This window comes from Blautia hansenii DSM 20583 (genome assembly GCF_002222595.2).
Taxonomy (GTDB): Bacteria; Bacillota; Clostridia; order Lachnospirales; family Lachnospiraceae; genus Blautia; species Blautia hansenii.
The window spans coordinates 2,962,081-2,987,898 of sequence record NZ_CP022413.2; the positions used below are offsets into that span (position 1 = coordinate 2,962,081).

The following is a 25,818-nucleotide window of genomic DNA, read 5'->3' on the forward strand; positions in this document are numbered from 1 at the left end:
GGCTCTAATATCTGCTCATGAATACGGACAATCGCTCTTTTTTATAAGAACTGCTCCTTTTGCTGTAAATGGTTTCCGCATAATCCTCGAACTCATCTGTCCCTGCATACACATCGGACATGGCATACACTTCATCTACCTTCTCATCAACATTTCGGCTCACTTCTCTTAAATCATGATGGGCAGTGCGAATATACTCCTCTTTTAAAGCAGACCTTGTCTGCCAGAATAAAAGAGTCACCACGCCCAGCACCGGAATTAAAATCAACAGCATGCCAAAGAGCATTTTCCGCTTTAACGCTCCTGTTTTTTTCTTTTTCATTCCCTTCCTGACCTCGCACCTTCTACAAAGTTTCTGTATTCATTGGGGCTCATGCCACAGCTCTTTTTAAACACTTTAATGTAATTTGATACGTCTGCCCAGCCAAGAGCTTCCGCAATCTCATAGATTTTCAGGGATGGGTCAGACAAAAGCTCCTTGCTCTTCTCCACTCGCTTTTGTGTTACATATTCACTAAAGTTACATTCAAATTCACTTTTAAAGATTTTGGAAATATAGGCAGTATTTTTATGCACCTTTCCCGCAATATATTCCAGAGAAATTTTATTGGAGGTAAATTCCAAATCTACGACTTCCCGAATAGCAGATGCCAGACTGCTGCGCTTCTTATTCTCTCCCCTCATCTCTTTGCAGGCTTTGGAAGACTCTGACAGCACCAGATACAGAAAATCTCTTTTTTCCTTCAACGTATCCTTTTTATAAATATCCGAATATCTGCATCCCTGCTCTTTCATAACCTTTTCCATCTGCACACTGCATCGCAGAAGCTTTCTGGAAATGTGAAACAGCAATTCCAGACACAGACGGTTAATATAGCCATAATCGGAAATCACCCTGTCGTAAAAAACAGAAAAGGTTCTGTCCAAGGCTTCCATCAGTTTTTCCTTTTCCTGCTTTAAGATATATTCCATAATCTTTGCATCGTCAAAGGAAATGGTATAATAATCAAAATCTGCTTCTCGAATTTCATCATAATACATAATCAAATCTTTTTTTCTCTTTAAAAATTTTCTGACTGACACAGCACTTTGCCTGCTCATAGCACTGGGGCAGCATCTGATAATCCACACAAAAGCTGCTGATGCCCACGGACAAGCAAATCCCCGTACTTTCTTTTACATATTGCAGTAATTTCTCTGTTTTTTCCCGTAAGGTTTCCTCTTTTTCATCAGGCGGAAGCATTAAAATTCCTGTCAGCCTTTCCTCGTAGTTCAAAAAGAATTTTCCTGAAATGTCATCTAAATGTTGATATTCCCGCAAAGCCTTTAACACCTGCACCGTCAGATGATAATTGACATTCCTATCATTTTTCTGACTGTCTTCCAGATAAAAGAACATAACGCTGAAACGACATTCTCCTTCAAAAAGCTGCTCCATTTCATCTTCGTTGTAGCCGTATCCTTTGATTAAGGCATTACATCTTTTCTGCTCTCTTAACTGTCTGGCTTCTTCGTCAGAAAGTCGGCGCTCTACATCCTCATCCAGCTTCTTTTTCATTTTACGGAATACTTCCTCAAATTCATCAATACCCGTAGGTTTTAATAAGTATTCACTTACTCCGTTCTGAATTGCAGTCTGAAGATATTCAAAATCATTGTAACCGCTTAAAATTACAATTCTGATATGGGGATATTCTTTATTCAGCCGCTTCATTAGCTCAAGCCCGTCCATCTTCGGCATACGGATATCGGAAAGCACCAAGTCCGGACATTCCACAGCGATGGCTTCCAGAGCTTCTTCTCCGTTTGAACAAACTCTGCTTATCTGAAAGCCCCACTCTTCCCACGGCAGGCTGTTTGCAATACCCTGTGCGATTGCCTGCTCATCTTCTACTATCATTAGTCTGTACATATTTTCACCCTCTGTATATTATGCGAAACTAATGGTATCTCCTTTATCTGCACAGATTAACAGCCTTCCTATTCCCAGACACTCCTCCACCTGAAGTAAATCCTGCGGCCCTGTCAAATCACGGTATCGGAATATCAACTGATATTCGTGATTATCTGTGCGGATATACAAGCCCTGCGCCTGTTTCTCATCCAGCATACAATCCCGTACAGGATTATAAACCTGCTGCATACACACCTCTGCCTTCTGCTTCTGTCTGCCTGCCAGCACCGCAAGCATGGCTGTTGTTCCTTCTCCCTTTCTATCTGCCCAGATACTTTCGTTTTTCTCACACAGATTGTAATGGCGGGAAAGCTTGCTCTCAACCTTTTTAACGGATGTGTCTTTCTGAGGAAATACCAGTTCCATTTTTGCTTTCTCTCCATTATATACAATTCTGTTGTCTTCGTAAACAAGCTGTCCCTGATTATTGAAGTGGAAAATTCTGCTATATGTATGTGTTTCTCCTGTATACGCCATATCTGCAACCACATAAACCCCCGGTTCTAATACGACTATTTTTCTATTCAGAAGCACCTGCGCTCCCCCTTGCAGATATCCTGTATGTGCACCCTCCAATACCAGATATCCGTTCTTTTCCTTTGGTGCAAATCGAAGCTCAGGCACAGCGTTTTGGCTGCCCCATGCGTCTGTATATTCCATAAAGTCCTGTCCGTCTACTAAAATCGTGTTGTGTGCATAAGCGCTTTTCAGCCAAATCCTGTTTTCTTCGTGATAAGTATACTGATATCTTCCTGCATCCACCAGTACGTCCTCGCCTTCGCTGACCACATCAAGATGCAGCTTGTCATTATGTCCGTGTCCTCCGCCCAGGCAGCCGTTTCGGAAGTGAAGATATTCTCCGTCACGCTCCCAACTGCTTCGCACATAATAATTTCCACTTTCCTCCAGCATAAAATTCTTCTGCTTCGGCGTCTGTCCATTGATGTTGTCGTAAATATCTGCTCCTTTTTGACGTAAATCCCAGATACTCTCATAGTCCGGATATTCTCCTGCACAGCCCTTTAAAGCCTCTGCCTCCTGACAGCCTTCCTTTGCCAGAATAATAGCAGAAGCAGCCAGCATATCCTCCAGACAAGTTTCGTCACTGTCTCCGGTAAGAGGCTGACAGCCATCCGGTTTTTTCCATGCCACATTTGCCATTGCCATACGGCGGGTAACTTCTAAAAGCTTTTCGGGAATTTCCCTTTCCCATACCTGTAAAATATGAACGCTCTCTAAAAAGCAGTGCAGAACTTCATTGTGATACATACAGGACTGCTCCCAATGTACGCCGTCTGAAAATACCTGAATTTGCCCTTCCTGCTCCAGACGCTTTAAAGCCGTTTCCACATATTCCTCCTGATTAAGCGCCAGACCGATAAACAGCAAACCGTGGTTTTCAATAACACCCCAGTTGCTGGAAATCTGAAAGCCCCTTCTGGCATGAAGAAGATATTCTCCATGTTCCTCTAAGCTTTTTGTAAACATTTCCATAAAAGCGTCATCAATCAGCGGACTGTTTTCAAAATATAAGATGCTCTTTGTCCAGTTTTCCCCACGAATACCTGCCTCAATTTCTCTCCATGTAACCTTTTTACTCTCCTCTGTCAGAGGTACGCCTGTAATCCAGTCTGTTATCATATCTACAAAGGCTTTGGCATACTTTTCCTCTCCTGTCATGGCATAAGCCTGTCCCAGACAGATAAAATAACGATGACGGTTCATCTGATAAATAAACTCCGGATCATCTGTGGGCATATACGTCCAGTTAATGGGATATGTAAACGTCTCCTTTTCGTAGGTACGCTCCATGTCCCAGGGTAAGTCAAAAATAAACTCTAAGCGCACAGCCTCATCTGCAATACGCATAATCTGGTCGGTGTTTTCCGAGCGATATTCTCTCGCCGCCTTTGCACACCATTCCAACTCGCCCTTTTGATATCTGTTTTTCTGTCTTTCAAAATATTCTTTTTTATTCATAATTTTCCACTCCTTCTAGCTCTAATCTGCTGTTTTCTAAAAGAGTAACGCTCCTTCGTATCCCACAATAACGCAGCTCTATGGTTTGAGTTTTCCCCGAAGAAAGAGAAATTTTTGTAAGTTTTCCACATTTCCATGCGAAATCCACCTTCAGCCTTCCTTCCAGACACAGACCTGTCACCATCCCTGTCTCCATTCCCTCAGGAATAATCCGAAGAAGCTCTACCACATCACCCCTTCGGGATGCCAATGCTTCCAATACTGCCTTTGCCATTCCGAAATTTCCGTCAATCTGAAACGGGGGATGAATATCCCACAGGTTTTCATCCACACTGTTTGCAAGAAATTGTCTCATCTGCTCATCAAATTTTTTCTTGTCCTTTAAGCGGGCATAAAAGCACATAATCCACGCTTTACTCCAGCCCGTATGACCGCCTCCGTGCTCCAAACGATATTCCAGAGTTCTTTTCGCCGCCTCGAAAAGCGCAGGCGTATCCTCTGAAATTTCTCTTCCCGGATGCAGCCCATATAAATGAGAAATATGACGGTGTCCCTTTTCTACTTCCTCGTATTCCTCCTGCCATTCCAAAATCCTGCCAGACTTCCCAATCTTGGTAGGCGGCAAATGTTCTAATATCTCCTGCGCCATTTTTTCTGTCTCATATTCCGGCGAACCTGTATTATATCTTCTGCATCCTTCCAGATAATTCTCCGCAAGCTCACGAATAATCTGATGGTCCATGGCAACGCCCATAGCCACACTGGCTTCCTGACCATCTAAAAGGCGATAGGTATTTTCCGGTGATACCGTAGGGCCGCTTATCCACATTTTATCAGATTTCCGATAAAGATAGTCATAGAAAAATAAAATACATTCTTTCATAACAGGCAGCACACGCTCCCTGATTTCCTTCGGATTTTCCTCAAACTCACTGTGATGATAAAGCTGGTTTGCCATCCATGCGCCACCCATAGGCCAGAGAAATGCAGGAAGCCACAACCCTGTAATGTCCGTGTCTCCCCACAAATTTGTATTGTGATGCGCTACAAAACCTCTGCAAGCATACACTTTCTTGGCTGTTTTTCGTCCATTTGGAAGCATCTTTTCTATCAAGTTGAAGAACGACTCATAGCATACGCCCAGTCCTGCTCTATCTGCCATCCAGTAATTCATCTGGAGGTTAATATTGATGGTATATCCGCTTTCCCACGGAGGAGTAAAGCTGCCGTTCCATATCCCCTGAAGATTTGCAGGCAGCGCACAGCCATAGGAGCTACTGATAAGAAGATATCTTGCGTAGGAAAACATAAGCCAAATTAAATAGCCCTGAACCTTTGGTTCTTCACAGCGTTTTAAAAGCTCATCCGCCGGAATTTGAGCCAGCTCCTCTGCCCCTTCTATCTCCAGTCTCATATTATTATAGAGTCTTCCGTATTCCTCAATATGCGCCTTCTTAATCTCCTCAAATCCCACTTTTGCCGCAGCTTTTAAAAGTCTGCTGCACTTGTCCAAACATTCTTTGCTCTCGTAATCTGTACGCACACAAAAGAAAATTTCCACATAAGAGGCTCTTTCTACAAGAAGATATCCACCTTCTACACAGACTCTTCCATCTGTTTTCCCCACTCTGCACCTTACATCATAACACACTCCGTCTCCGCTGTGTCCGTTTAAAGAAATTTCTCTGTCCTCTACTTCGGCATTTTCTTCAAACGGTCTGCGGTTTAATCCCAAGGAAAAGCTCATGCCCTGTTCTTTGTCTGTTTCCATCCGCAGAGCAGTGACCTGATACTTAACAGAAGAAAAAATCTCTCTTACTGTCTTGCAGTTGTCAAAGCAGATTTTCACTCCTGCTTCTCCTTTTTCTAAGTCAATTCCTCTAAAATACTCCTTTACTTTTCCAAAAGGCTCAAAATTAAGAACTGCCTCTGCCGCCGGATGATAAGGATTGGTATATCTGGGATTTCCCACAAACCATCTGCTGCATAAGGTCTGTGCCTTGCTTGCTTCTCCTTTTTCTAAAAGTTCTCTCACCTTTTCCAGCTTTTCCTTGCCTGCTTCTACGGCTCGCTCTCTTTTTCCTCCGTACCACAGACTTTCTTCATTTAAAACAATCCGTTCCTGCTGTACACCGCCCAAAAGCACTGCTCCTTGTTGTCCGTTTCCCACAGGAAGCCCCTGTTCCCAGCTTTTTGCCTCGTGCGTTAAATAAAAACCTTTTCCCATTTCTGTCTCCTATTTTTTATAAAAGCTTATACTATCCCTTATTTTATAACTATTGTAACCCTGCCCTATTTTTAATGATATAGGTAATTTTCAACATTCATGGGTGATACTTGCCTGTGAAATAAAAACTGCCGTAGAAATATAGCTCAGATACAATGACCTGACTGTATTTTCTACGACAGTTTCTTATTCCTTTATTTTATATTTTTCTTTCTTCTGTACAAAGCTGTTATTGTTCCTAAGGATATAACACCAATGCACATCCAAAGCATGAGCTGTGCCTCATCCCCTGTTTTTACGCCACCGTTTGAGCCATTGCTCTGATTTCCGCTCTGATTATTTCCCTGTGAATTTGAAGGTGTATCTACCACTACTCCAAATCCTCCCAGACTTTTTACAGAAACAGATACCATATCGTCTGCACTCTTACCATTCAGTTTTTCTACTTTTCCGTCTATGTAATGCAATACAGTAAGCTGCTGTCCGTTATATTTTTCTCCTACCGGAATAGACAGCACTGCTTCCTTAGGAAGCTCTAAGTTCTTTCCATTCTGTCGGATAACAACATCATATAAACGGAATACAGATTTTGCAGAAGGAATTTCCTTTCTCATTGCTTTCACTGCTTCACTGTCTTTATCAAGAGGTGTTACCAAAAGCTCCATATCCTGCTCAAGACCTTTTCCTTTTAAAGAAACTCCATACTTTTTATTTACCAATGTAATTTCTTTCTGCTCATCCGGATTTGGATTTGGCTCAGGATTTGGTTCCGGTTGTGGCTCAGGCTGTGAAGTCTTTTTCTGCTCTATGGTAAGAAGATACGTTTTGATGTCTTCTCCTCTTACTGTTTTTTTAGAAACAATTTCAATTTTTGTTCCGTCTTCCACAGGAATAGCCTGTCCGCTTTCATAAACCTTATCTGCTGACTTTATTACTGTTTCCGCATAGCGATTATAAGATTTCGGATTTAATGTAATTTCTTTTACCTTTTCTCCCACTGAAAGCGTATATTCATAAGTATCTCTTGCATATTCCGGTGACAATTTACCGTCTGTAATTCCCAGTGTAGATAATTCGGCATTTTCTGTTACGTCTTTTCCCAGATTTTCCGTATATTCTACTGTAATTACGTCCTTATCTTTTAACTTGCCGTTTTCTACTGTAAAATCCGCAAAACCGGTTTTTGTAAATTCGTCATTTAAAGTACCTACCCAGCCGCTGCCCGGTCCACGGTCAAATTCGCCAAGTCCGTCAATTTCTTCAATATATTCTCCGTTTCGAATAGAAATACTAAAGCCATTTTCCTTGCAGGCACGTTCAATTACGCTCATCATAGAGTCCGTCTGATAAATCGTTGCCTGTGTCTGAAGCATCATACCCTTTATTTCGTTTTCTTCCAGAAGGGACAACATTTTTTCTTCCTTCTTTAAGCCGTCCATAATCGTTAAAGTAACTTTACCGACTTCTTCACCCAGCGTTTTTAATTCCTCAATGCGTTCAATAGCTTTCTGTAACTTCTCTGCATTATGTACAAGCTGCTGTTCATCTTCTGTAAGGCTTTCATACAACGCCTGAATGGAAAGCACAACTTCTGCATCTTCCACTGTTAAATCTTTCATTGCCGGAAGGTTTTCAATAAGCTGAATAACTTCTTCTACTTCTGTTTTTTGATTTTCTTCTGTTAAATCCCAATAAGTCTTTTCTCCTGCTTTTACCTGTGTATAAGCTGTAAATGCCTGAAATACCTGAACACTGGACATTTCATTTAACTTTTTATTACTTTTATCATGGCAGAAACCATTTCCTTTTTCTGTTTCACAATAATAGTTGTCCATAAGACAGGTAATCATATTACTATAAGGAGTTCCAAAATCGGAATTTAAAGAATCAATACCTAAACTCGTCAAAGTAAGCAGTACCTGCGCTGTACTTTCAGATGTTCCAAAGTCATAAGCGTCAGACATGGAATTCTTCAAATATTCTAATCCTGCTTCCACTGCCTGATGAACTTTTACATTTATATTTCTGTACGGAGCCAGCGCCTGCAAGCACATAGCTGTCATATCCACACTGACCGTCTGATTATCCACAAGTCCGAAACCGCCGTTTTCTTCATTCTGGAATTTCAAAAGTGCAGTTATGATACTCTCTCTGTTCCATTTTGCATCTGTGGGAATTTCCATTCCTTTTGCATCCGTTACCAGCAGCGCCCATGCCAGCTCATTTGCACCCATATCTAAGCTCGGATGATTATAAATCATTTCTACCAGATTTACACCGTCTACATCCGTAATGTCTTTGTTCATAATTAACAAGGACAATGCCACACGCTCCATATCTGTGGGTTTCTGCTTTTTACTCCATTTTTTCACTGTGTCTGCCACAGACTGATAATAAGCATCTAATTTTTCCTGTGAAATGGTTTCTCCTGCACGCAGACGTGCATACACAATCCAGTCGTTATTGTTATACTGATAATTTTCTTCCGGATATTTGGATGCAAAATGCTCTTTTGCCCCCTGTAATCCTTTGTTTACCAACGCATCAATATCTACCTGTGGTGTTTCCCCGCCTGACACAGTAACGGTGAATTTTATAGGCTCTACTTTATTTGTCTTATCTATCGGGGTTCCCGTTACCGTTACAGTACCTTCTTTTAAAGACTGCACATAATACTTGTCGCTGGTAATAAAAGAGCCTTTATCCGGCGCATTATCCCATTCCGGATTTCCTTTTTTCCAATATCCCTGTTCTTTACGGACAATCTTTACAATTCCAGCTTTATCATAAGACCATTCCAGCTGTGGATCGGTAACACTCCAGCCATCCTTGGAAAGCTCTCCCTCAAAGGTTAAGTTAAGGAGCTGTTCTGTGAAGTTTTCCATCTGGAGGTTGCTTTCATCTATGGTTATTTTTGTTAATGGATTTTTATACTTATAAGTAACCTCTGAAGTTCCGCTTACTACGCTTGTTTTCTTTGTCTCAGGATTTGTCTGTTCGATTTTTGCCGTATAAGTGACTGTACCCGCTTTATATGGCACATATCCCTTCACCATACTGTCTACATAGTCGGCAACAGACGGATTGCTGCTGGTTACTGTCCAGTTACCCGCATAGCTGGCATTTTCCGGTGATACAATCACACCGCTGTAATCCGGCAAAAACGCATAATTGTCAGGATCATTGGCATTTCTGGAATGAATTTCTTTTTCTCCCGAAATAGCCGGCTTCACACTTTCAACAGGTACATAGGAAGAAGTTGCTTCTACCTCTGCTTTTATTTCGGGGTTTGCCTTTGCGGTCACTGTCATAGATGCTGTTCCCGGCTTGTTGAACTTAAATTCGCTGGATGAGTTTAAGTTATAAATCAATTTTCCATCACTTGGCGCATAAGTAAAACGAGAACTATGTACCGGAATAAATTCTTCGCTTCCCTGATATTTTGCCTGTACCTGAATATTTTTCCATTCGGAACCTTCTACTTTTATTTTACCGTTAGTTACATCCTCTCCATCAATAAAAAGCTTAATTTGTTCAATTATCTGTGATTTTGCAATTACTTTTACCCAAGCAACTGTTTCTGTGGATGCATCTGCTTTTCTTTCTGTTGCTGATACAATGGCAGAACCCTCTGCATCTACTCGAAGTTCACCTCGATCTGCCCCTATTGATAAGGCCCTGTCCGGCTTTACATCTGTTATGTTCCATGACACTGTACTCGTAGTCGGTAATTCTTTTAAGTGAAATGTTCCTGCCAGATTAAAAGCACCTACCTCATCCGGTGATACATATAAAGTCTGATTTTCAATTGTCTCTGTTACACCATCTGCAAAAGCAAACTCTATTTCATATTTATTTTCCGGAAAATTTGGTTTGTTGGGATTATATTCCTGATTCTCCCCAAAATAAGGATATCCTGTACTATTTTGTCCCCATGCGATGCCAAACTCACCCTTATTCTTGTTTAAAAGCTCTACAAATTCCTTCGTCTTCATATCATCTTCTGACTTTGCAGAAGAATTTATTAATGCTTCTGCCGGAAATTGTACTGGATTTTTCCCACTGTCAGACCAATAGGAATTGATTAAGTTACCTCCTTTATATTCTTTAAATAAAACAGCTATTTTCCCTTCGCTAATAGAATAACTATTAATCAATCTGCCGCCTGTAAGACGTTTTGCAAATCCACAGGCTCCATCGCCTTTCACGTCTGTATAACAGTTAATAATTGCACCTTTTAAATCATATCCTGCCGGCCCGCTTTCTGCCCATGAAGCTAAAGTACCGGTAAAATGTGTATTTTGTAAAATCCCTTGTTCTCCAACACTCTGAAACAACCATGTAGTATCTTCAAAAGTAACCGTATGTCCATTTCCATCAAAGGTAGCGTTAAATTCAAAAAACGCCTTATATTTTTTGTCTAATGTAATATCATTATCAAGAACATAGTAAACGTCTGTCTTTTCAGCGTCTATTTTCTCCAAATCTGCCTGCTTTTTAATATGAACAACCTGGTTTTCATCTTTTGGCGGAGCAACCGGTTCTGTTACTTTTTTCTTTTCTAATTGTTCTTTTGCCGCATTTAAGGCTTTCAAAGCTTCCTCAATTTCTGTCTGCTTTACATCTGATTTCTGCAAAACTTGTTCTGCTACATCTAATGCTTCAGAAAATGCTTTCCAACTTTTTTCAGTATATCTGTCCTGCTCCAGTCGCTTTCCTTCATTTACAGCATTTTGGAGAGCTGTTTTATCTATCTGTTCAGGTTCTGGATTTCCTCCACTCTGTCTTAAAACAGGTAACCCTTGATTACTTCCATCTGATGGAGAAGTCCATGTAAATCCTGTGTCCGGAATATCTTTATTTAATAATTGCGCTGCAGACTTTAATTCCTCTAATGTTTTTTTGAAACTATTTCCGTCTTCAGGCTTTTTTCCCCAAGATACAGGTCCCGAAGCTGACGAAGCTTTATCTGTCGCATAATAACTGTTAGATAAAATACTTTCTTCCGTTTCTCGAATTCCAACAAGTCCGCCTGCCATCATAGCGTCAATACTTCCACCAAAGTACGTATTTTTAACTGCTCCTGAGCGGAAAGTTCCTACAAGACCTCCTACTTCTCCTGCCCACCCAGTTAATTTTATTTTAGCCGTAGAATAGCAGTTCTGAATGGTTCCGCTTAAAGTAATCGCCATACTTCCAAAAGTTTTGTCACTTACAATAACATTTTCACTGGTTACTCCAAGGTTCTGAATCGTTCCTGTCACTTCATTTGCCAGAGGCTTATCTGCAAGAGTAATGGTGTGACCATTTCCATCTAAAGTTCCTGCAATGCGTTCAAAAGTTTGACCTTCTGTAAACACAATATCCTCTGTCAACGTATAAGTTGTTCCCGCTTCAATAACTGTGGGAATTTCCGTTTCAGAAATTTCAGCTTCCTGCCCCGTCCCACTTAAAATTTCTCCTGCTTCTACAACCGGAGTCTCCATGTCGCCTGTGGCATGTACCGATACAGGCATTCCGGTAATAAGCAATGCCATTACCAGAAGCAGACTGAGAACACGGTTTGCATTTCTTCTTTTTTTCATTTTCTTTCTCCTTTACATATTTTTTCTTACAGAGCATTTTTTATGAGACAGTCGCATAAAAGAGGATTTCAAAATATTTATACATTTTTAGTTTTCCCTTAATGTAACAAACTCACAAAAAAAGGTCTCTTTACACACCGGTAAAGAAACCTTATCTATCTTCACTATGAAATTTTATCCTGCACATCTTTTTCTACACAAATAAAACTCCCTCAACCCGGAAATCTATTTCTCTGATGGCAGATTTTCTGACTTAGCCGAAAAGCATTACAGTAGAGGTGACTGTATCGGATTTGCACCGATTTCCCTTTTAACCTTGGAGCAAGCTCCAACGACCATCATGGATATGCAGTTTATACTCCTTTATAGTACACAATTCAAAAAAGAATATCAAGCCTTTTTCTTCCTTTTTAATACAACAAACAGCGTTCCTCCGACTACAAACATCACAGACAGCATTACAAGCGGTGTTTCATCTCCTGTTTTAACCTTATCCACACCTGAAGAAACTGCCTTATCCAATACCGTACCAAAGCTGTTTAAAGACTCTACTTCTACGGATACAAATCCGTCTTTTACCTTTCCTTTTAATTTTTTTACATTTTCATTGTCACAGGAAAGTACCACAACTTCTTTGCCGTTATATTTTTCCGATACAGGAAGCTGAAGCTCTGCCTTATGAGGAAGGGCAATTTCTTTTCCGTCTTTTAAAAGCTGAATTTCAATAGGATTGTCAAGCTGCTGTTTCTTGGAAATTTCCTTTTCCATAAGCTTCACATCTGCATGTTTTTTATCCAGCTTCTCCACAGATAACTGCATATCTGATGTCAGACCTTCTCCCGTTAATTTGACACCATGCTCTTTATTTACCAGCATATCAGTTTCCTGAATTTCCGGTGTACTTGGTTCTTCCGGATTTTCCGGCTTCTGAGGTGTCTCCGGTTCTTCCGGCTGCGGTGTTACAGGCGGCACAAGCTGAAGCTCTGCCATGGAAGCTGCTCCGTTTGTTCCTGCCATAGCAAAAGTCAAAACTGCTCCGTTTTCTGTTTTTTCACAAGTAACGTTTTCATCCAACTGAATACAGTCTGCTATTTCTTCTTCAAGTGTAAGCTGAACATTTCCTTTATTCTTCATTGTGGGGTCGGAAACAGAAACTTTCACTGTTCCCTGTTCTGTTTCCTGAAGCATAACAGACGCAGCCTTATCACTTGTTATTCCGTCTATACTTCCTCCCTGCTCCTGCCAGAAGTTTATGCCTGTGATTTTTAATGTCTCATGGCGCACTGCCTGAACCTCACTGCTGTTCTCCAGTATGGTTACCTTAGGCGCTTGTGCGTAATTTTCTGTTTCTTCTGCACTTGTTTCGGGAAGCAATACATAACTGTAAGATGCGTTTTCTGGGTTCTGTCCGTGGTCTACCCACATTTCCAGATAATTTTCTGTGCTTTCTCCCTCAAAAGTTCCTACGTCTTTCCAACTGCCTGTGGTCTGACCTCGACGAACCTGAATTTCTGTATTTTCTTCAGGGAAATAATATCCTGTTCCCACAGACTGATTGCCTTCTAAATGTGCCCAATTTACCTGCTCAAAGCTTGTGCCTGATATGTCTGCTGTACGTTCCACCAACTCTTTTACATTCGCTTCTTTCACAGGTATTTCTGTTTTTTCTCCATTGACAAGAAGCTGATTGCTTCCGTCTTTTCTTAACTTCTTATTCTCAATGGTAGTTTCCACCGGAAGTTCCATGTTTTTATTTGTAATTCCTGCTCCAAGGCAGACAATTTCGTCATCAAACATAAACCATGACTTCTTGCCTTTTAAATCCGGCGCATAAGAAACCGGTGCGTCTCCTGCAATTCCCTGCGTTTCTCCTGAAAATGACATACCGCTGACGCCATAATTTCCTATGGAAGTTCCTCCTACCCAGCTCTCCTTAGAGCAGAAGTCTCCGCCCTGTGCAAAACCTGAGCCATCCGGTTTCCCTGTCCCAATATTTACAGGAACTACCGTTGTTCCCGGCAGTCTTAACGGATTTACTGTATTCCAATAATTCTCCGTATACTGCTTGTCCTCATCATAAATATAAGTCATCCCATTATTCTGATGCCATCCAAAACGATTTTCATCATTCATAATTTCCGTGTTCTGAATACGTTCCGAATACATAGACAATGCAAAAAGATAGTCTTCTGTTCTGTGAACTGCACGGTCCATAAGGGGGTAAGATTTATGTATCGGTGCTACATTGCTTTGGATAGAAGTGTCTTCCAAAATTTCTTTGGCTTTCTTTTTAATTGCCATATTTTCCGCACCAACAAAACTGTCAATAAATCCTTCATCTTCTTCCAGCCAAGCTTTCAGAGCAGAAAGCGTTGTCTCTTTTGCCTCTTGGCTAAAGGAGTCTACAATTTGCAGAATAATCATCATTGCCTCACGTCCTGCTGCCTGATTGCTGCTTGCCGGTCTGGATACAGAACGCCCTTTCAGACAATCCAGCATCATTCCCTGATACATGCCGTTTCCAAAGCCTTCCACAATATAGCTTTCCAGATTGTCCTGAACCTGTTCCGGATATTTCCAAGGTGTTCCAGCAAGGAGAGACGGAATTTTAGCGCCGCCCTTCATAAACTCAATCCCATAAGCGCCTAAATACGGCACTTTTATATGGTCGAGATAAGAACCGTCCGGATAAAAACCGCTGTTGTATCCATTCGCTGCAATTTGAGCGCTGTCTTCTACATTTTGAATAACAAAGGTCTGGGAAGATGCCAGCATCCCCAAATACACCAGCTCATTATCTTCTCTCAATGCTCCCAGTCCCACTGCCGTTGTGGAACAGTCAATAATATTCGCTCCCTGCGCCTCACGATATCCCTGCCCATGGGTGCTTGCCGTATTGATAACGCCTTCATGGAACGGATCAGGCTGGAAAAAGTAAAGTGTTTCTGTGTACGCCATAACCTGTTCTTCTGTCAGTCCGTCATAAATCAATATTAAAGCAGGAATTAAATCCTTGGGAATACCAATTTCCCATGTCCACCAGTTATCCGTCTGGCTTTTTGCCGTATAACAAGAGCCGCACAGGAAATCTAAAATATTGGTAATATCCTTTAGCATATCCTGATTTTGATAGAGAGCTCCGCCTTCTGCTGCGTAAGCTTTACACATAGAAAGCACCTTTTTAAAAGAAACACGAAATTCCACTGCATCGTCTTCATAAGGAATATTCTTATTGCCTTTTGCTCCCTCATCCTCTGCCCAAGGAATACCGCCACATTCTTCCTGTCCCTTATAAACATAAGCGTTCCAAAGCGCTTCTGCCTCCTGATTGATTTCTTCTAAGACTTCCGCTCCGCCTTCTTCTGATACTAAATCTTTGCCAATTAAAGACTCTTTCCATGCCTGACGAATTTTTCCGTAATCTTCTGCCGTTGCAGAGGGCAGTTTTGAAGGAGACTGATATAAAATTTCTACCTTCCACTGTGCTGTTTTTCCTTGGTCATCCTGTGCCACCACTACGACATTGCCTTTATTCTCTCCTGTAATCACTGCGTTTCCGTTTTCATCCGCTTCAACCTTCAATAAATGTTCCGCACTTGCATCTCCTGCCTTACGTGTTCCGTCTGTTTCCCCCTCCTTTAACTCTCTCTTAATTTTAGAATATCCCGCATTTCGTAAGAAAGTCCCGTCTTTCTTTAAAAATTTTGCACTCCATGTAACATTCTCGGAGAAGCTTTCCGGTTTGTCCAACTGCAAGCTTTCACCTCTGACAATAGAAATCTCCTGATTTTCTGTTGGCACGGCTGTTTCCAAAACCTCACTACCCTGTTCTTTACTCACTGCAACAGTATTTACAGGCTCTGCCAAGACTCCCGTCACATTTCCCACACTCATAGCTGCAATTAACATTGCGCTTATGTACTTTTGATTTTTTCTTTTACCTGTCTTCATACTTCCTCCTTCTTTCAAAAGTTCTCCATTCTTATTCCTATAAGTTACCATTCCTCCTTTGCTTTATAAATACAATATTTGAATTTTTCTGTTACTATTTATAGATATTCTATTTTTTAGTATTATTTTTTCAATATTCTGTTATTTTCTTTTACTTTTTCATCCGATATAAATACCAAAATAATATTCATTTGCCATTTGAATTTCCAAATAATGTTTGTTATGATGTAATTATTGATAATATTATTAGACAGGTGAGACTATGAATACAGAAAATTTCCCTTTTGATACAAAACTTTTCCTTTCGGAACTCAAAAAGGAGGATTTCCTACTCCTTTTTAAGCATTATGTAAAAAAACATATTCCAGAGTTTAAAACAATAAAATACCGATGTTTTATTATCGGCAATATTCTCAACTTTATATTATCTACTGTACTCTATATCGCTTTTGATATTAACTGGATGAAATGGTTTCTTATCACTTTTATCATAGTCTGCGTTTATGCACTACTATGTGTTGTGATACATTCCACTTTATACTTCGATTTATATTGGGAAGACCAAAATACCTTAAGAAAAAAAGGCTACTATATCCATTCTTTACAGTTCACTGAAGAAAAAATCATTATAGAGCACTATAAAAATTTCGAACCGGTAATTTCTACATATAATTATCAGGATATAAACACACTGGATATAAGTCCTTATGGTATTATTATAAAAAATTCTGTAATTATATATGTATCATATTGTGCATTCCCAGATTATAAAGTTTTTAAAAATTTTTGTAATTGGTATAGGAGAAAATATTTATGCAAGAAATAAACGCGGAGATTTGTTTTGAATTTAAAAAATACCGCCGTCTGATTATATGGTGGTATAAGCGCCAAAAAAAGGTCTGGGATGCCCGTATCAAAGTATTCATAGGATTTATTTTTACCATAGGAACTTTTATAGCATATTGGTATATGGGTTCACGTGATGTTTTATTAGAAAACACTGCAGGCGTTCTTCTTATTCTCACACTTGCATTTCTCATCATAGTTGAGACATATTCCATACTAATCGGAATTCCATATAAACCTGCAAAAGTATACTGGAAAGTTTTAAGATGGAAAAAAGACATGGGCACGTATATAAAAAGTATTTCTTTTTTTCCAGATTGCATGAATATAGAATATAGTCTTCTAAATATTCCTTTTCAGGAAACTATTTTATATAATCAGCCGGTAGATATCAAAGTATCTCCTTTTGGCATCATTATTGAAATGGAAGGTGAACACAATTTAATCTTCTTACCTAAAGAACTTTTCTCAAATACAGAGCAATACACGAATTGTAAAAAATATATTGAGCAAAATTTTGACTGTTAAGCTGGAGCTTAATCTCTAAGCGTACATATCATATATAGATTTTTGTAGATTATACAACTAAATTTAACAAAAGGAAACGAAATATGGAAAAGCAATACGAATTTGAAGTTAAAGAAAACCTAAATGAATACCTAAAAATATTTTGGGAACATTATAAAAATCATCAAATATTTCTTCGGAAGAAGATAATATTTGCACTAATTTCCTTGGTTGCGTTTATTCTTTTTCTCTTTATAACCTATATAGATTTTGGAAAAATAATCTTTTCAGATAGTATATTCTTGTTAGAAATTGTCATTTTATTTTGTTGCATTGGATACGTTGTTCCATCCTTAGCTGTTTTTCTCGAAATAAAGCAAATATATCAGCAATATTGGACAGCCCGTAAAATTTTATATAAAACCGGTACATACACACAGAACATTTGCTTTTTACCAAATGGATTAAAAATATCAGGATATAGAAAAGAAAAACCAGTAGCTCAACATATAGATTATACAGACGTGGCACAAATACGCTTTTATAGAAATGGAATAATCATACAACCACAGAAATCTCAGGATTACATTTACATTACAAAAAAACAACTGAAAGAAAAAAGTGCTCTTAACGTAATTAAAAATTGGTACAAGGAGTATACAAAGAATGGTAAAAATCAACTATAACTATGATAAAAAAGAGTTTACCCAATTATTCAGAAAATGGTATAAACGAACCTTAAAAGGAAATTGTATAAGAATATATTTTTTATTGCTCTTTTTAATATTAGGATATATTACTTACAAAGCCGGAAATGAATTACTTTATACATCTCAGGGAAAAATACAAAAATCTATTTTGATAGTAATGAGCATTCCCTATTTAATTGTATTTCTACTGTTTTTATTATTTCTATTTTATAATTACATCGTCGCTTACAGATGCTGGAAAAGAACAAATTTTATGAAAGAAATTTTAGGTACTTACATAGAGTCAATATCCTTTTATGATACTTATGTTGTATTCGAAGAAACTGTTTTGCATGAAAAAATCCAAAAAAACTTCAATTATTCCGACATCCAAAAGATAACTATCTGTAAAAACGGTATAATTTTCTTCTTAGAAAAAGCTCCTCTTTTTATCTGCCAAAAGAGCTTTTCTGTTCAAGAAGAATATGACATTGTATGTAAATGGATAAAAGACAGAACAGCTTAATTATACTAATAAAGGCTATTGCTTTAAACATTATTCAAGAATATTTACTTAATGCAACAGCCTTTCTAAGTTATATATCTTTCTACAAATCATCAAAAATAAAAGAAAGTGCATAATATGTGTTTTCTTTTAAATAATATGTAACCGTTACCGTAGAATTCACACTTGCTTCCTCCGGTATTGAAGTCTCTGTTGTATCAAATACCAAGCTTTCTCCGCTATAATCACCTTCACGAACATGGATTTTCATGGTTTTGTCAGTAATTTCCTCTATTTCTCCAGAAGAAACATATACAATAATTTCCTTCTCATCGTTATCAGTAGAAATTTTTGTTACAATATTTTTTCCATTTTCCTCATAATAAGTAATCAAAACCGTTATTCCTGTTTTAATTCTGCATTCCCTGTCTTCTGAATAACCTGATGTCGGAATAACTTCTTTTTCTGCATTTGTAATATCAAATTTTACTCCATGGTCAAGACCTTCTTCCGAATAATTTCTTCCTTCAGGATTTTCTAAATCCACAGTAATTGTATTTCCTTCCACATCTAAGACATAGCCTTCTACTGTTTTCTCCTGTCTAACAGCATCTTCTTCCCCTTGGTTTTCCGCATGACTTTCTTCATCATTTTGTTCCATAGAATTGGCAGCAGGCTCGTTTTCTGTTTCATGTTCCACAGAATTCCCCTGTAACACTTCCTCGTTTAATTTTTCTTTTTCAATCGTATTCTTATTACTCTGAATTGTTTCTTCTGTTTTTGCAGGTGTACAGCCTCCCAGTAAAGAAGTCATCATCAGCAAATTTAATGCCAGCAGTAATGATTTTTTCACCATTTTATCCCCCTCATTTTTATAACAATTTTATCATAATTATAATACCACGTACGCTAAAAAGGAAGCACTTACAAAAATATTTGTTTTTCCATTCATAACTCTATTTACAACCTTGCACCTTTCTGTAAACATGAGATATAATTGCCTTAACTTTTAGCAAGCGCTATGCACAGAAAGAGGAAATTATGCGAAAAAATCTAAAGAAATTATTTACATTCATTGTTTATGCTTTTTTTATCATTGGTATTCACTACTATGTAGAAGTTGGAAGTATTTTACCAGCTATGACACTTTATTTTATTTATGTATTAGGTGGATGCAGTATAATCAATTTTTTTGCCGGAAGAATTTTTCAAAAACTGAATGGCATTAAAACATTCTTAGGAAGAATTTTTTATGCTCTTTTAGTCTGTTTTGTAGTGTTTTTTGCATGCTACCTTTTATATAATCATTTCGGTCACACATGGCACCTTAGTACAGCATTTCGTTCAGACACATATATCATAGTTTCATTATCAACATTGGGATTTTTCTTAGGTGAACTATATCAATACAAGAAAGAAAAGAAAAATACCTTAACAGCCTCTTAAATTTTGCAGAAAAAATTTCGGAGCTGTCGCTTTAAACATTCTTCCGAAATATCTATATGCTTAAAGCAACCGCTCCTCATATTCAAAATTCTTATTTATTATTTCCCAATTACAACCTTATCCAGATGCCAAATCTCATCTACATACTGCTGAATAGTTCTGTCAGATGTAAATTTACCTGCACAAGCAGTATTCAAGAGCGCCATCTTCGCCCATCTTTCTTCGTCTCTATAAGCTTCCTCTACTTTTTCCTGTGCTGCTGCATAAGATTTGAAATCAGCCAGAATAAAGTAAGTATCTGCCTTGTCACTGCTGTTTGTGTTCAACAGAGAGTCATAGATTTCTCTGAACATATTGAAATCTCCGTTAGAATATGTTCCGTTAATGAGCTGCATCAGCACGTTTCTGATATCAGGGTCATTATTGAAATACTGCATTGGGTCATAACCGCCGTTATTTTCGTAGTTAATAACTTCATCAGAAGATAAACCGAAGATAAAGGCATTTTCTGCTCCTACTTCTTCCACGATTTCCACGTTTGCACCGTCCATGGTGCCGATTGTAGGCGCACCGTTAAGCATGAATTTCATGTTTCCTGTTCCGGAAGCTTCTTTACTTGCAGTGGAAATCTGCTCAGATACATCTGCTGCCGCAAAAATCATTTCCGCATTGGATACACGATAGTTTTCAATAAATACAACTTTAATTTTACCATTGATGGATTTATCATTGTTAATCACATCTGCTACTGCGTTAATCAGCTTAATGGTCTGTTTTGCACGTCTGTAACCTGCTGCTGCCTTTGCTCCAAAGATGAAAGTTCTTGGATAGAACGGCATTTCCGGATGTTCTTTAATCTTGTTATACAGATACATAACGTGCAGAATATTCATTAACTGACGTTTGTATTCATGCAGACGTTTTACCTGAACATCGAAGATAGAATTTGGATTTACTTCAATTCCGTTATGCTCCAGAATATATTTTGCCAGACGTACCTTATTCTGGTATTTAATATTCATGAATTCCTGCTGTGCTTTTTTATCATCTGCATATACTTTCAGTTTGGAAAGCTGTGATAAATCAGTAATCCATCCAGCTCCGATATGCTCTGTCACCCAGGATGCCAGCAGTGGGTTTCCGTGTAACAGGAAACGTCTCTGAGTAATACCGTTTGTTTTGTTGTTAAATTTATCAGGATACATTTCATAGAAATCTTTTAATTCCTGTTTTTTCAGGATTTCCGTATGCAGTCTGGCAACACCGTTTACAGAATGACCTCCGGCAATAGCCAGGTGAGCCATTTTTACCTGTCCGTCATAAATAATTGCCATTTTGCGGATTTTTTCCTGATTTCCCGGATATTTCTGCTGGATTTCCAGTAAAAATCTGCGGTTAATTTCTTCGATAATCTGATAAATTCTCGGAAGCAGTCTGGAGAACAGCTCAATCGGCCATTTTTCCAATGCTTCTGACATAATGGTATGGTTTGTATAAGCACAAGTCTGTGTTGTAATATTCCATGCGTCTTCCCATTCTAAGTTTTCTTCATCCACTAAAATACGCATAAGCTCTGCTACTGTCATAGTCGGATGAGTATCGTTTAACTGGAAAGCCACTTTCTTTGGTAAATCATGCAAATCGCTGTGTGTCTTCTTAAACTTCTCGATTGCTTCCTGGATACTTGCAGAAATAAAGAAATACTGCTGTTTTAAACGCAGCTCTTTTCCCGCATAATGATTATCGTTTGGATAAAGAACTTCTACAATGTTCTTTGCAAGGTTTTCCTGCTCTACTGCTTTATGATATTCGCCTTTATCAAATAAATCCAGACGGAAGTCATTGATTGCTTCTGCATCCCAGATGCGCAGTGTGTTTACAACATTATTGTTATATCCTACGATTGGCATATCATAAGGTACTGCCAGTACAGACTGGTAACCTTCCTGAATAAAATGATTTCTGCCTGTTGCAGGGTCGTATTCCACTTTTACGTAACCACCGAATTTTACTTCTTTGGCATATTCCGGACGGCGAAGCTCAAACGGATATCCGTTTTTCAGCCAGTTATCAGGCACTTCTACCTGATATCCGTCTTCAATTTTCTGTTTAAACAATCCGTAATGATAACGAATACCACAGCCATAAGCACAGTATCCCAATGTTGTCAGAGAGTCTAAGAAGCAGGCAGCCAGTCTTCCCAAGCCACCGTTTCCAAGAGCCGGGTCCGGCTCCTGGTCTTCAATTACATTTAAGTCAAATCCAAGCTCGTCCAAAGCTTCTTTTACTTCATCATAAGCACATAAATTGATTAAGTTATTTCCAAGGGCTCTGCCCATGAGAAACTCCATGGACAGGTAATAAACAATCTTCGGGTCGTCCTTCTCATACTGTTTCTGTGTCAAGAGCCAGTTGTCAATAATTACGTCCTTTACAGCAAGAGAAACCGCCTGAAAAACTTGTTCCTGGGTTGCTTCTTCTATTGTTTTTCTGTAAAGCATTTTTACATTTTCTTTAACGCTTTTTTTGAATTCCTCTTTTTTAAAATGATTGTCTAACATTCCCTTTTTCCTCCCCAACTCTTATGAAAGCTTTTCTACACCTAATTTTACATTTTCGGAGTTAATCTTCCATTCTTTTGTATAACCACTCAGTTCATTATATACCACATTTTCTGCAAGAACCTCTGATTTGATTTCTTTTTCGTGCACACGGAAAATTCCTTCAATCACCTGATTGTCTGCAAGAGAAATCTGGATTTTGTCCATAACCTCAAATCCTGCTTCCTTACGCATAGTCTGGATTTTGCTGATAATTTCACGAACAAATCCCTCTTCAATAAGCTCCGGTGTAAGGTTTGTATCCAGTACAACAGTTACGTCATTATCTGCTTCGGAAACATATCCTTCCATCTGTGCCATATCAATTAAAAGGTCATCTTCTGTGAGAACGATTTCTTGTCCGTTTACTTCAAAAGTAAGAGCGCCTTTTTCTTTTAATTCATCCATTGCTTTGTTTCCGTCAAGCTTAGAAAGTGTTTCTTTAATACCGCCTAAGAATTTTCCGTACTTCGGTCCAACTGTCTTAAGCTGTGGTTTAAAACTATAAGATGTAAATTCTCTTACATCGTCTGTGAATACCACTTCCTTCACATTCAGCTCGTCTGCAATGATTTCTTTATAGAATTCAGATAATTCAAACGGAGCTTTTACGAACATCTTGCCGATTGGCTGACGGTTCTTAATGTTTGCTGTATTTCTGCAAGCACGTCCCATAACAACCGCTTTCAGCAGATTATCCATGTTCTGCTCTAATTCTTTATCAATCCACTCTTCTTTTACTTCCGGGAAGTCGCACAAATGAATACTTTCCGGTGCATTTTTATCAAGGCTTCTTACTAAGTTCTGATAAATGTCTTCTGTCATGAACGGAACCATTGGCGCTGCCGCTTTGGAAATTGTCACCAATGCTGTGTACAGAGTCATGTAAGCGTTAATCTTATCCTGCTCCATGCCCTTTGCCCAGAAACGTTCACGGCTTCTTCTTACATACCAGTTACTCATATCGTCTACAAATTCCTGAAGCGCTCTTGCTGTTTCCGGAATTCTGTAATTTTCCAGATTTTCATCTACGGCTTTCACTACGGTATTTAATTTTGACAGCAGCCATTTATCCATTACAGGGAGTTTATCGTATTCTAATGTATATTTTGTTGCATCAAATTCATCAATATTTGCATACAGCACAAAGAATGCATAAGTATTCCACAGTGTACCCATGAATTTACGCTGTCCTTCCTGTACGGCCTTTCCATGGAAACGGTTTGGCAGCCATGGCGCACTGTTTACATAGAAATACCAGCGAATTGCATCTGCACCGTATTTTTCCAATGCTTCAAACGGGTCTACGGCATTGCCTTTGGATTTACTCATCTTCTGTCCGTTTTCATCCTGTACGTGTCCCAAAACAATAACGTTTTTATATGGCGCTTTATTAAATAACAGAGTGGACTCTGCCAGAAGGGAATAGAACCATCCACGAGTCTGGTCTACTGCCTCTGAAATAAAGTCAGCCGGGAACTGCTGTTCAAATAAGTCTTTATTTTCAAATGGATAATGATGCTGTGCAAATGGCATTGCTCCGGAGTCAAACCAGCAGTCAATTACTTCCGGTACTCTGTGCATTGGTTTTCCACATTTCGGGCAGGTAATTGTGATTTCGTCAATGTATGGTCTGTGCAGCTCAACTGTCTTAGCAGCTTCATTTCCGCTCATTTCATAGAGCTCCTGTCTGCTGCCAATAGAATGCTGATGTCCGCATTCACATTCCCATACGTTCAACGGTGTTCCCCAATAACGGTTACGGCTGATACCCCAGTCCTGAACATTTTCCAGCCAGTCTCCGAAACGGCCTTTTCCAATGCTTTCCGGTATCCAGTTGATGGTATTGTTGTTGCGGATTAAATCGTCTTTTACCTCTGTCATTTTAATGAACCAGGACTCTCTTGCATAATAAATCAAAGGAGTATCACATCTCCAGCAGTGTGGATAGCTGTGCTCAAACTTCGGCGCAGAGAATAATAATCCTCTTTCATCTAAGTCTTTTAATACCTCAGGGTCTGCTTTTTTGCAGAAGGTTCCTGCCCATTTTGTTTCTGCTGTCATTTCACCTTTTTCGTCTACAAGCTGAAGGAACGGCAAATCGTATTTTCTTCCTACTTTACTGTCGTCTTCACCAAATGCAGGTGCAATATGAACAACTCCTGTACCGTCTGTTAAAGTTACATAGCTGTCGCATACTACATAATGCGCTTTTTTATTCAGCTTCTTAAAATTATATAATGGTTCGTATTCCTTATATTCCAAATCTTTTCCAACATAAGTTTCCAAAACCTCATAAGCAGGTGTTCCTTCTTCTCTCTCTAAAGAGCCAAGAACCGTATCAAGAAGCGCTTCTGCCATATAATAAGTATAACCGTCTGCTGCTTTTACTTTCACATACTGCTCATCAGGATTTACACAAAGGGCAACGTTAGACGGAAGTGTCCAAGGTGTTGTGGTCCATGCCAGAATATAAGCGTCTTCCCCTACTACTTTAAAACGTGCAACAGCGGAACGTTCTTTTACGTCCTTATAGCCTTGTGCCACTTCCTGTGCAGATAAAGGAGTTCCGCAGCGTGGACAGTAAGGAACAATCTTAAATCCTTTATAAAGAAGTCCTTTGTTCCAGATTTCTTTTAATGCCCACCATTCAGACTCAATATAGTTGTCATCATAAGTAACGTAAGGATTATCCATATCAGCCCAAAAACCTACAGTTGAGGAAAAATCTTCCCACATTCCTTTATATTTCCAAACGCTTTCCTTACATTTATCAATAAACGGAATTAAGCCGTATTCTTCAATCTGTTCTTTTCCGTCAAGACCTAACAGCTTTTCTACTTCCAGCTCTACCGGAAGTCCATGTGTGTCCCAACCGGCTTTACGTGGAACCATTTTCCCTTTCATTGTACGGTATCTTGGTATCATATCTTTGATAACACGGGTAAGTACGTGTCCGATATGCGGTTTGCCGTTTGCAGTAGGAGGGCCGTCATAGAAGGTATAGGTTTCTCCCTCTTTTTTCTGTTCCATACTCTTTTTGAAAATATCGTTATCTTTCCAGAATTTTTCGATATTTTTCTCACGTTCTACAAAGTTTAAATCCGTAGTAACTTTCTGATACATTGATATTTCTCCTCTCTTGAATTTCTTTGCATGTATGAAAAGAGTTTTTAGTTCATAGGACTAAAAAACTCCCGCCCTGTAACAGGACGAGAGTAAAATTCACTTCGTTATACCACCTCTTACAACATACAAAGCATTATGACTTTTATATGCGCTCCCTTTAACGGAGGAAACCCGGCATCTCCTACTTTATTCAGATAGCAACTCCGGAGTGATTTTCTTTCACCTCTACTAATATCAGGCTTCCACCATCCCTGACTCGCTGAAACTTTCGACAATCAAATACTCTCTCCATCACAGTTTTTCACATAGATTTATTATACTTAGTATCCTCCGAATTTGTCAAGGGCTAGGCGAAATTTTCCCTTTCTCCAAATTTATTGATATAATTTTACAAATCGC

The 25,818-nt window shown here is 39.0% G+C and carries 15 protein-coding genes and 1 riboswitch; of the genes, 5 read left to right on the forward strand and 10 right to left on the reverse strand.

Annotated features, from left to right (window positions below; all coding sequences use genetic code 11):
* Positions 1-4 precede the first annotated feature (4 nt).
* From CGC63_RS14805 to CGC63_RS14835, 7 genes are all read right to left on the reverse strand, one after another.
* On the reverse strand, positions 5-322 hold the full coding sequence (locus CGC63_RS14805; protein ID WP_003022048.1) for a hypothetical protein: 318 nt from the start codon (positions 320-322) through the stop codon (positions 5-7).
* On the reverse strand, positions 319-1,083 hold the full coding sequence (locus CGC63_RS14810; RefSeq protein ID WP_009246974.1) for a helix-turn-helix domain-containing protein: 765 nt from the start codon (positions 1,081-1,083) through the stop codon (positions 319-321). Before CGC63_RS14810 ends, CGC63_RS14805 begins: the two co-directional genes overlap by 4 nt.
* Entirely contained in the window at positions 1,031-1,912 is an 882-nt protein-coding gene (locus CGC63_RS14815) for a response regulator (protein WP_003022043.1), read from the reverse strand. The genes CGC63_RS14810 and CGC63_RS14815 overlap by 53 nt, the downstream gene beginning before the upstream one ends.
* 18 nt (positions 1,913-1,930) lie before the next feature.
* Entirely contained in the window at positions 1,931-3,934 is a 2,004-nt protein-coding gene (locus tag CGC63_RS14820) for an alginate lyase family protein (RefSeq protein ID WP_003022041.1), read from the reverse strand.
* Positions 3,927-6,161 (reverse strand): glycoside hydrolase family 95 protein, encoded by a 2,235-nt coding sequence (locus CGC63_RS14825; RefSeq protein ID WP_003022038.1) that lies wholly within the window; start codon positions 6,159-6,161, stop codon positions 3,927-3,929. The genes CGC63_RS14820 and CGC63_RS14825 overlap by 8 nt, the downstream gene beginning before the upstream one ends.
* A 194-nt stretch (positions 6,162-6,355) precedes the next feature.
* Positions 6,356-11,746 carry a DUF4430 domain-containing protein gene (locus tag CGC63_RS14830; protein ID WP_003022035.1) on the reverse strand — a complete coding sequence of 1,797 codons (5,391 nt, stop codon included), beginning with the start codon at positions 11,744-11,746 and terminating at the stop codon, positions 6,356-6,358.
* A gap of 221 nt (positions 11,747-11,967) precedes the next feature.
* Positions 11,968-12,101, reverse strand: a riboswitch (cobalamin riboswitch).
* Positions 12,102-12,136: 35 nt separating this feature from the next.
* The gene (locus CGC63_RS14835; protein WP_040351229.1) at positions 12,137-15,697 is read right to left on the reverse strand and encodes a polysaccharide lyase 8 family protein; all 3,561 of its coding nucleotides are present in this window, start codon (positions 15,695-15,697) and stop codon (positions 12,137-12,139) included.
* A 262-nt stretch (positions 15,698-15,959) separates the two neighbouring features.
* On the opposite strand from CGC63_RS14835, the gene CGC63_RS14840 reads away from it, so the two are divergent.
* From CGC63_RS14840 to CGC63_RS14855, 4 genes are all read left to right on the forward strand, one after another.
* On the forward strand, positions 15,960-16,523 hold the full coding sequence (locus CGC63_RS14840; protein WP_003022030.1) for a hypothetical protein: 564 nt from the start codon (positions 15,960-15,962) through the stop codon (positions 16,521-16,523).
* Entirely contained in the window at positions 16,511-17,071 is a 561-nt protein-coding gene (locus CGC63_RS14845; RefSeq protein WP_003022027.1) for a hypothetical protein, read from the forward strand. Before CGC63_RS14840 ends, CGC63_RS14845 begins: the two co-directional genes overlap by 13 nt.
* An 83-nt stretch (positions 17,072-17,154) precedes the next feature.
* Positions 17,155-17,736, forward strand: a complete 582-nt coding sequence (locus tag CGC63_RS14850) for a hypothetical protein (RefSeq protein WP_003022024.1) — start codon at positions 17,155-17,157, stop codon at positions 17,734-17,736.
* Positions 17,717-18,265, forward strand: a complete 549-nt coding sequence (locus tag CGC63_RS14855) for a hypothetical protein (RefSeq protein ID WP_003022022.1) — start codon at positions 17,717-17,719, stop codon at positions 18,263-18,265. The genes CGC63_RS14850 and CGC63_RS14855 overlap by 20 nt, the downstream gene beginning before the upstream one ends.
* Positions 18,266-18,347: 82 nt before the next feature.
* On the opposite strand, the gene CGC63_RS14860 is transcribed toward CGC63_RS14855, so the two are convergent.
* Positions 18,348-19,100 (reverse strand): hypothetical protein, encoded by a 753-nt coding sequence (locus tag CGC63_RS14860; protein ID WP_003022019.1) that lies wholly within the window; start codon positions 19,098-19,100, stop codon positions 18,348-18,350.
* Positions 19,101-19,285: 185 nt separating this feature from the next.
* On the opposite strand from CGC63_RS14860, the gene CGC63_RS14865 reads away from it, so the two are divergent.
* The gene (locus CGC63_RS14865) at positions 19,286-19,690 is read left to right on the forward strand and encodes a hypothetical protein (RefSeq protein ID WP_003022014.1); all 405 of its coding nucleotides are present in this window, start codon (positions 19,286-19,288) and stop codon (positions 19,688-19,690) included.
* Between the two features lie 98 nt (positions 19,691-19,788).
* Here CGC63_RS14865 and CGC63_RS14870 read toward each other — a convergent pair whose 3' ends face one another.
* Positions 19,789-22,251: a glycogen/starch/alpha-glucan phosphorylase gene (locus CGC63_RS14870; protein WP_003022011.1), complete on the reverse strand. Its 2,463-nt coding sequence runs from the start codon at positions 22,249-22,251 to the stop codon at positions 19,789-19,791.
* A 21-nt stretch (positions 22,252-22,272) separates the two neighbouring features.
* Positions 22,273-25,416, reverse strand: coding sequence for an isoleucine--tRNA ligase (gene ileS / locus CGC63_RS14875; protein WP_003022006.1), 3,144 nt, complete (start codon positions 25,414-25,416; stop codon positions 22,273-22,275).
* Positions 25,417-25,818: the final 402 nt, after the last annotated feature.

Bases quoted from the DNA above. Each gene is read 5' to 3' on its own strand.
- CGC63_RS14835 (WP_040351229.1), bottom strand. From the start codon at position 15,697: ATGAAGACAGGTAAAAGAAAAAATCAAAAGTACATAAGCGCAATGTTA.
- CGC63_RS14805 (WP_003022048.1), bottom strand. From the start codon at position 322: ATGAAAAAGAAAAAAACAGGAGCGTTAAAGCGGAAAATGCTCTTTGGC.
- CGC63_RS14830 (WP_003022035.1), bottom strand. From the start codon at position 11,746: ATGAAAAAAAGAAGAAATGCAAACCGTGTTCTCAGTCTGCTTCTGGTA.
- CGC63_RS14870 (WP_003022011.1), bottom strand. From the start codon at position 22,251: ATGTTAGACAATCATTTTAAAAAAGAGGAATTCAAAAAAAGCGTTAAA.
- CGC63_RS14850 (WP_003022024.1), top strand. From the start codon at position 17,155: ATGGAAAAGCAATACGAATTTGAAGTTAAAGAAAACCTAAATGAATAC.
- CGC63_RS14815 (WP_003022043.1), bottom strand. From the start codon at position 1,912: ATGTACAGACTAATGATAGTAGAAGATGAGCAGGCAATCGCACAGGGT.
- CGC63_RS14855 (WP_003022022.1), top strand. From the start codon at position 17,717: ATGGTAAAAATCAACTATAACTATGATAAAAAAGAGTTTACCCAATTA.
- CGC63_RS14840 (WP_003022030.1), top strand. From the start codon at position 15,960: ATGAATACAGAAAATTTCCCTTTTGATACAAAACTTTTCCTTTCGGAA.
- CGC63_RS14845 (WP_003022027.1), top strand. From the start codon at position 16,511: ATGCAAGAAATAAACGCGGAGATTTGTTTTGAATTTAAAAAATACCGC.
- CGC63_RS14825 (WP_003022038.1), bottom strand. From the start codon at position 6,161: ATGGGAAAAGGTTTTTATTTAACGCACGAGGCAAAAAGCTGGGAACAG.
- CGC63_RS14820 (WP_003022041.1), bottom strand. From the start codon at position 3,934: ATGAATAAAAAAGAATATTTTGAAAGACAGAAAAACAGATATCAAAAG.
- CGC63_RS14860 (WP_003022019.1), bottom strand. From the start codon at position 19,100: ATGGTGAAAAAATCATTACTGCTGGCATTAAATTTGCTGATGATGACT.
- ileS (WP_003022006.1), bottom strand. From the start codon at position 25,416: ATGTATCAGAAAGTTACTACGGATTTAAACTTTGTAGAACGTGAGAAA.
- CGC63_RS14865 (WP_003022014.1), top strand. From the start codon at position 19,286: ATGCGAAAAAATCTAAAGAAATTATTTACATTCATTGTTTATGCTTTT.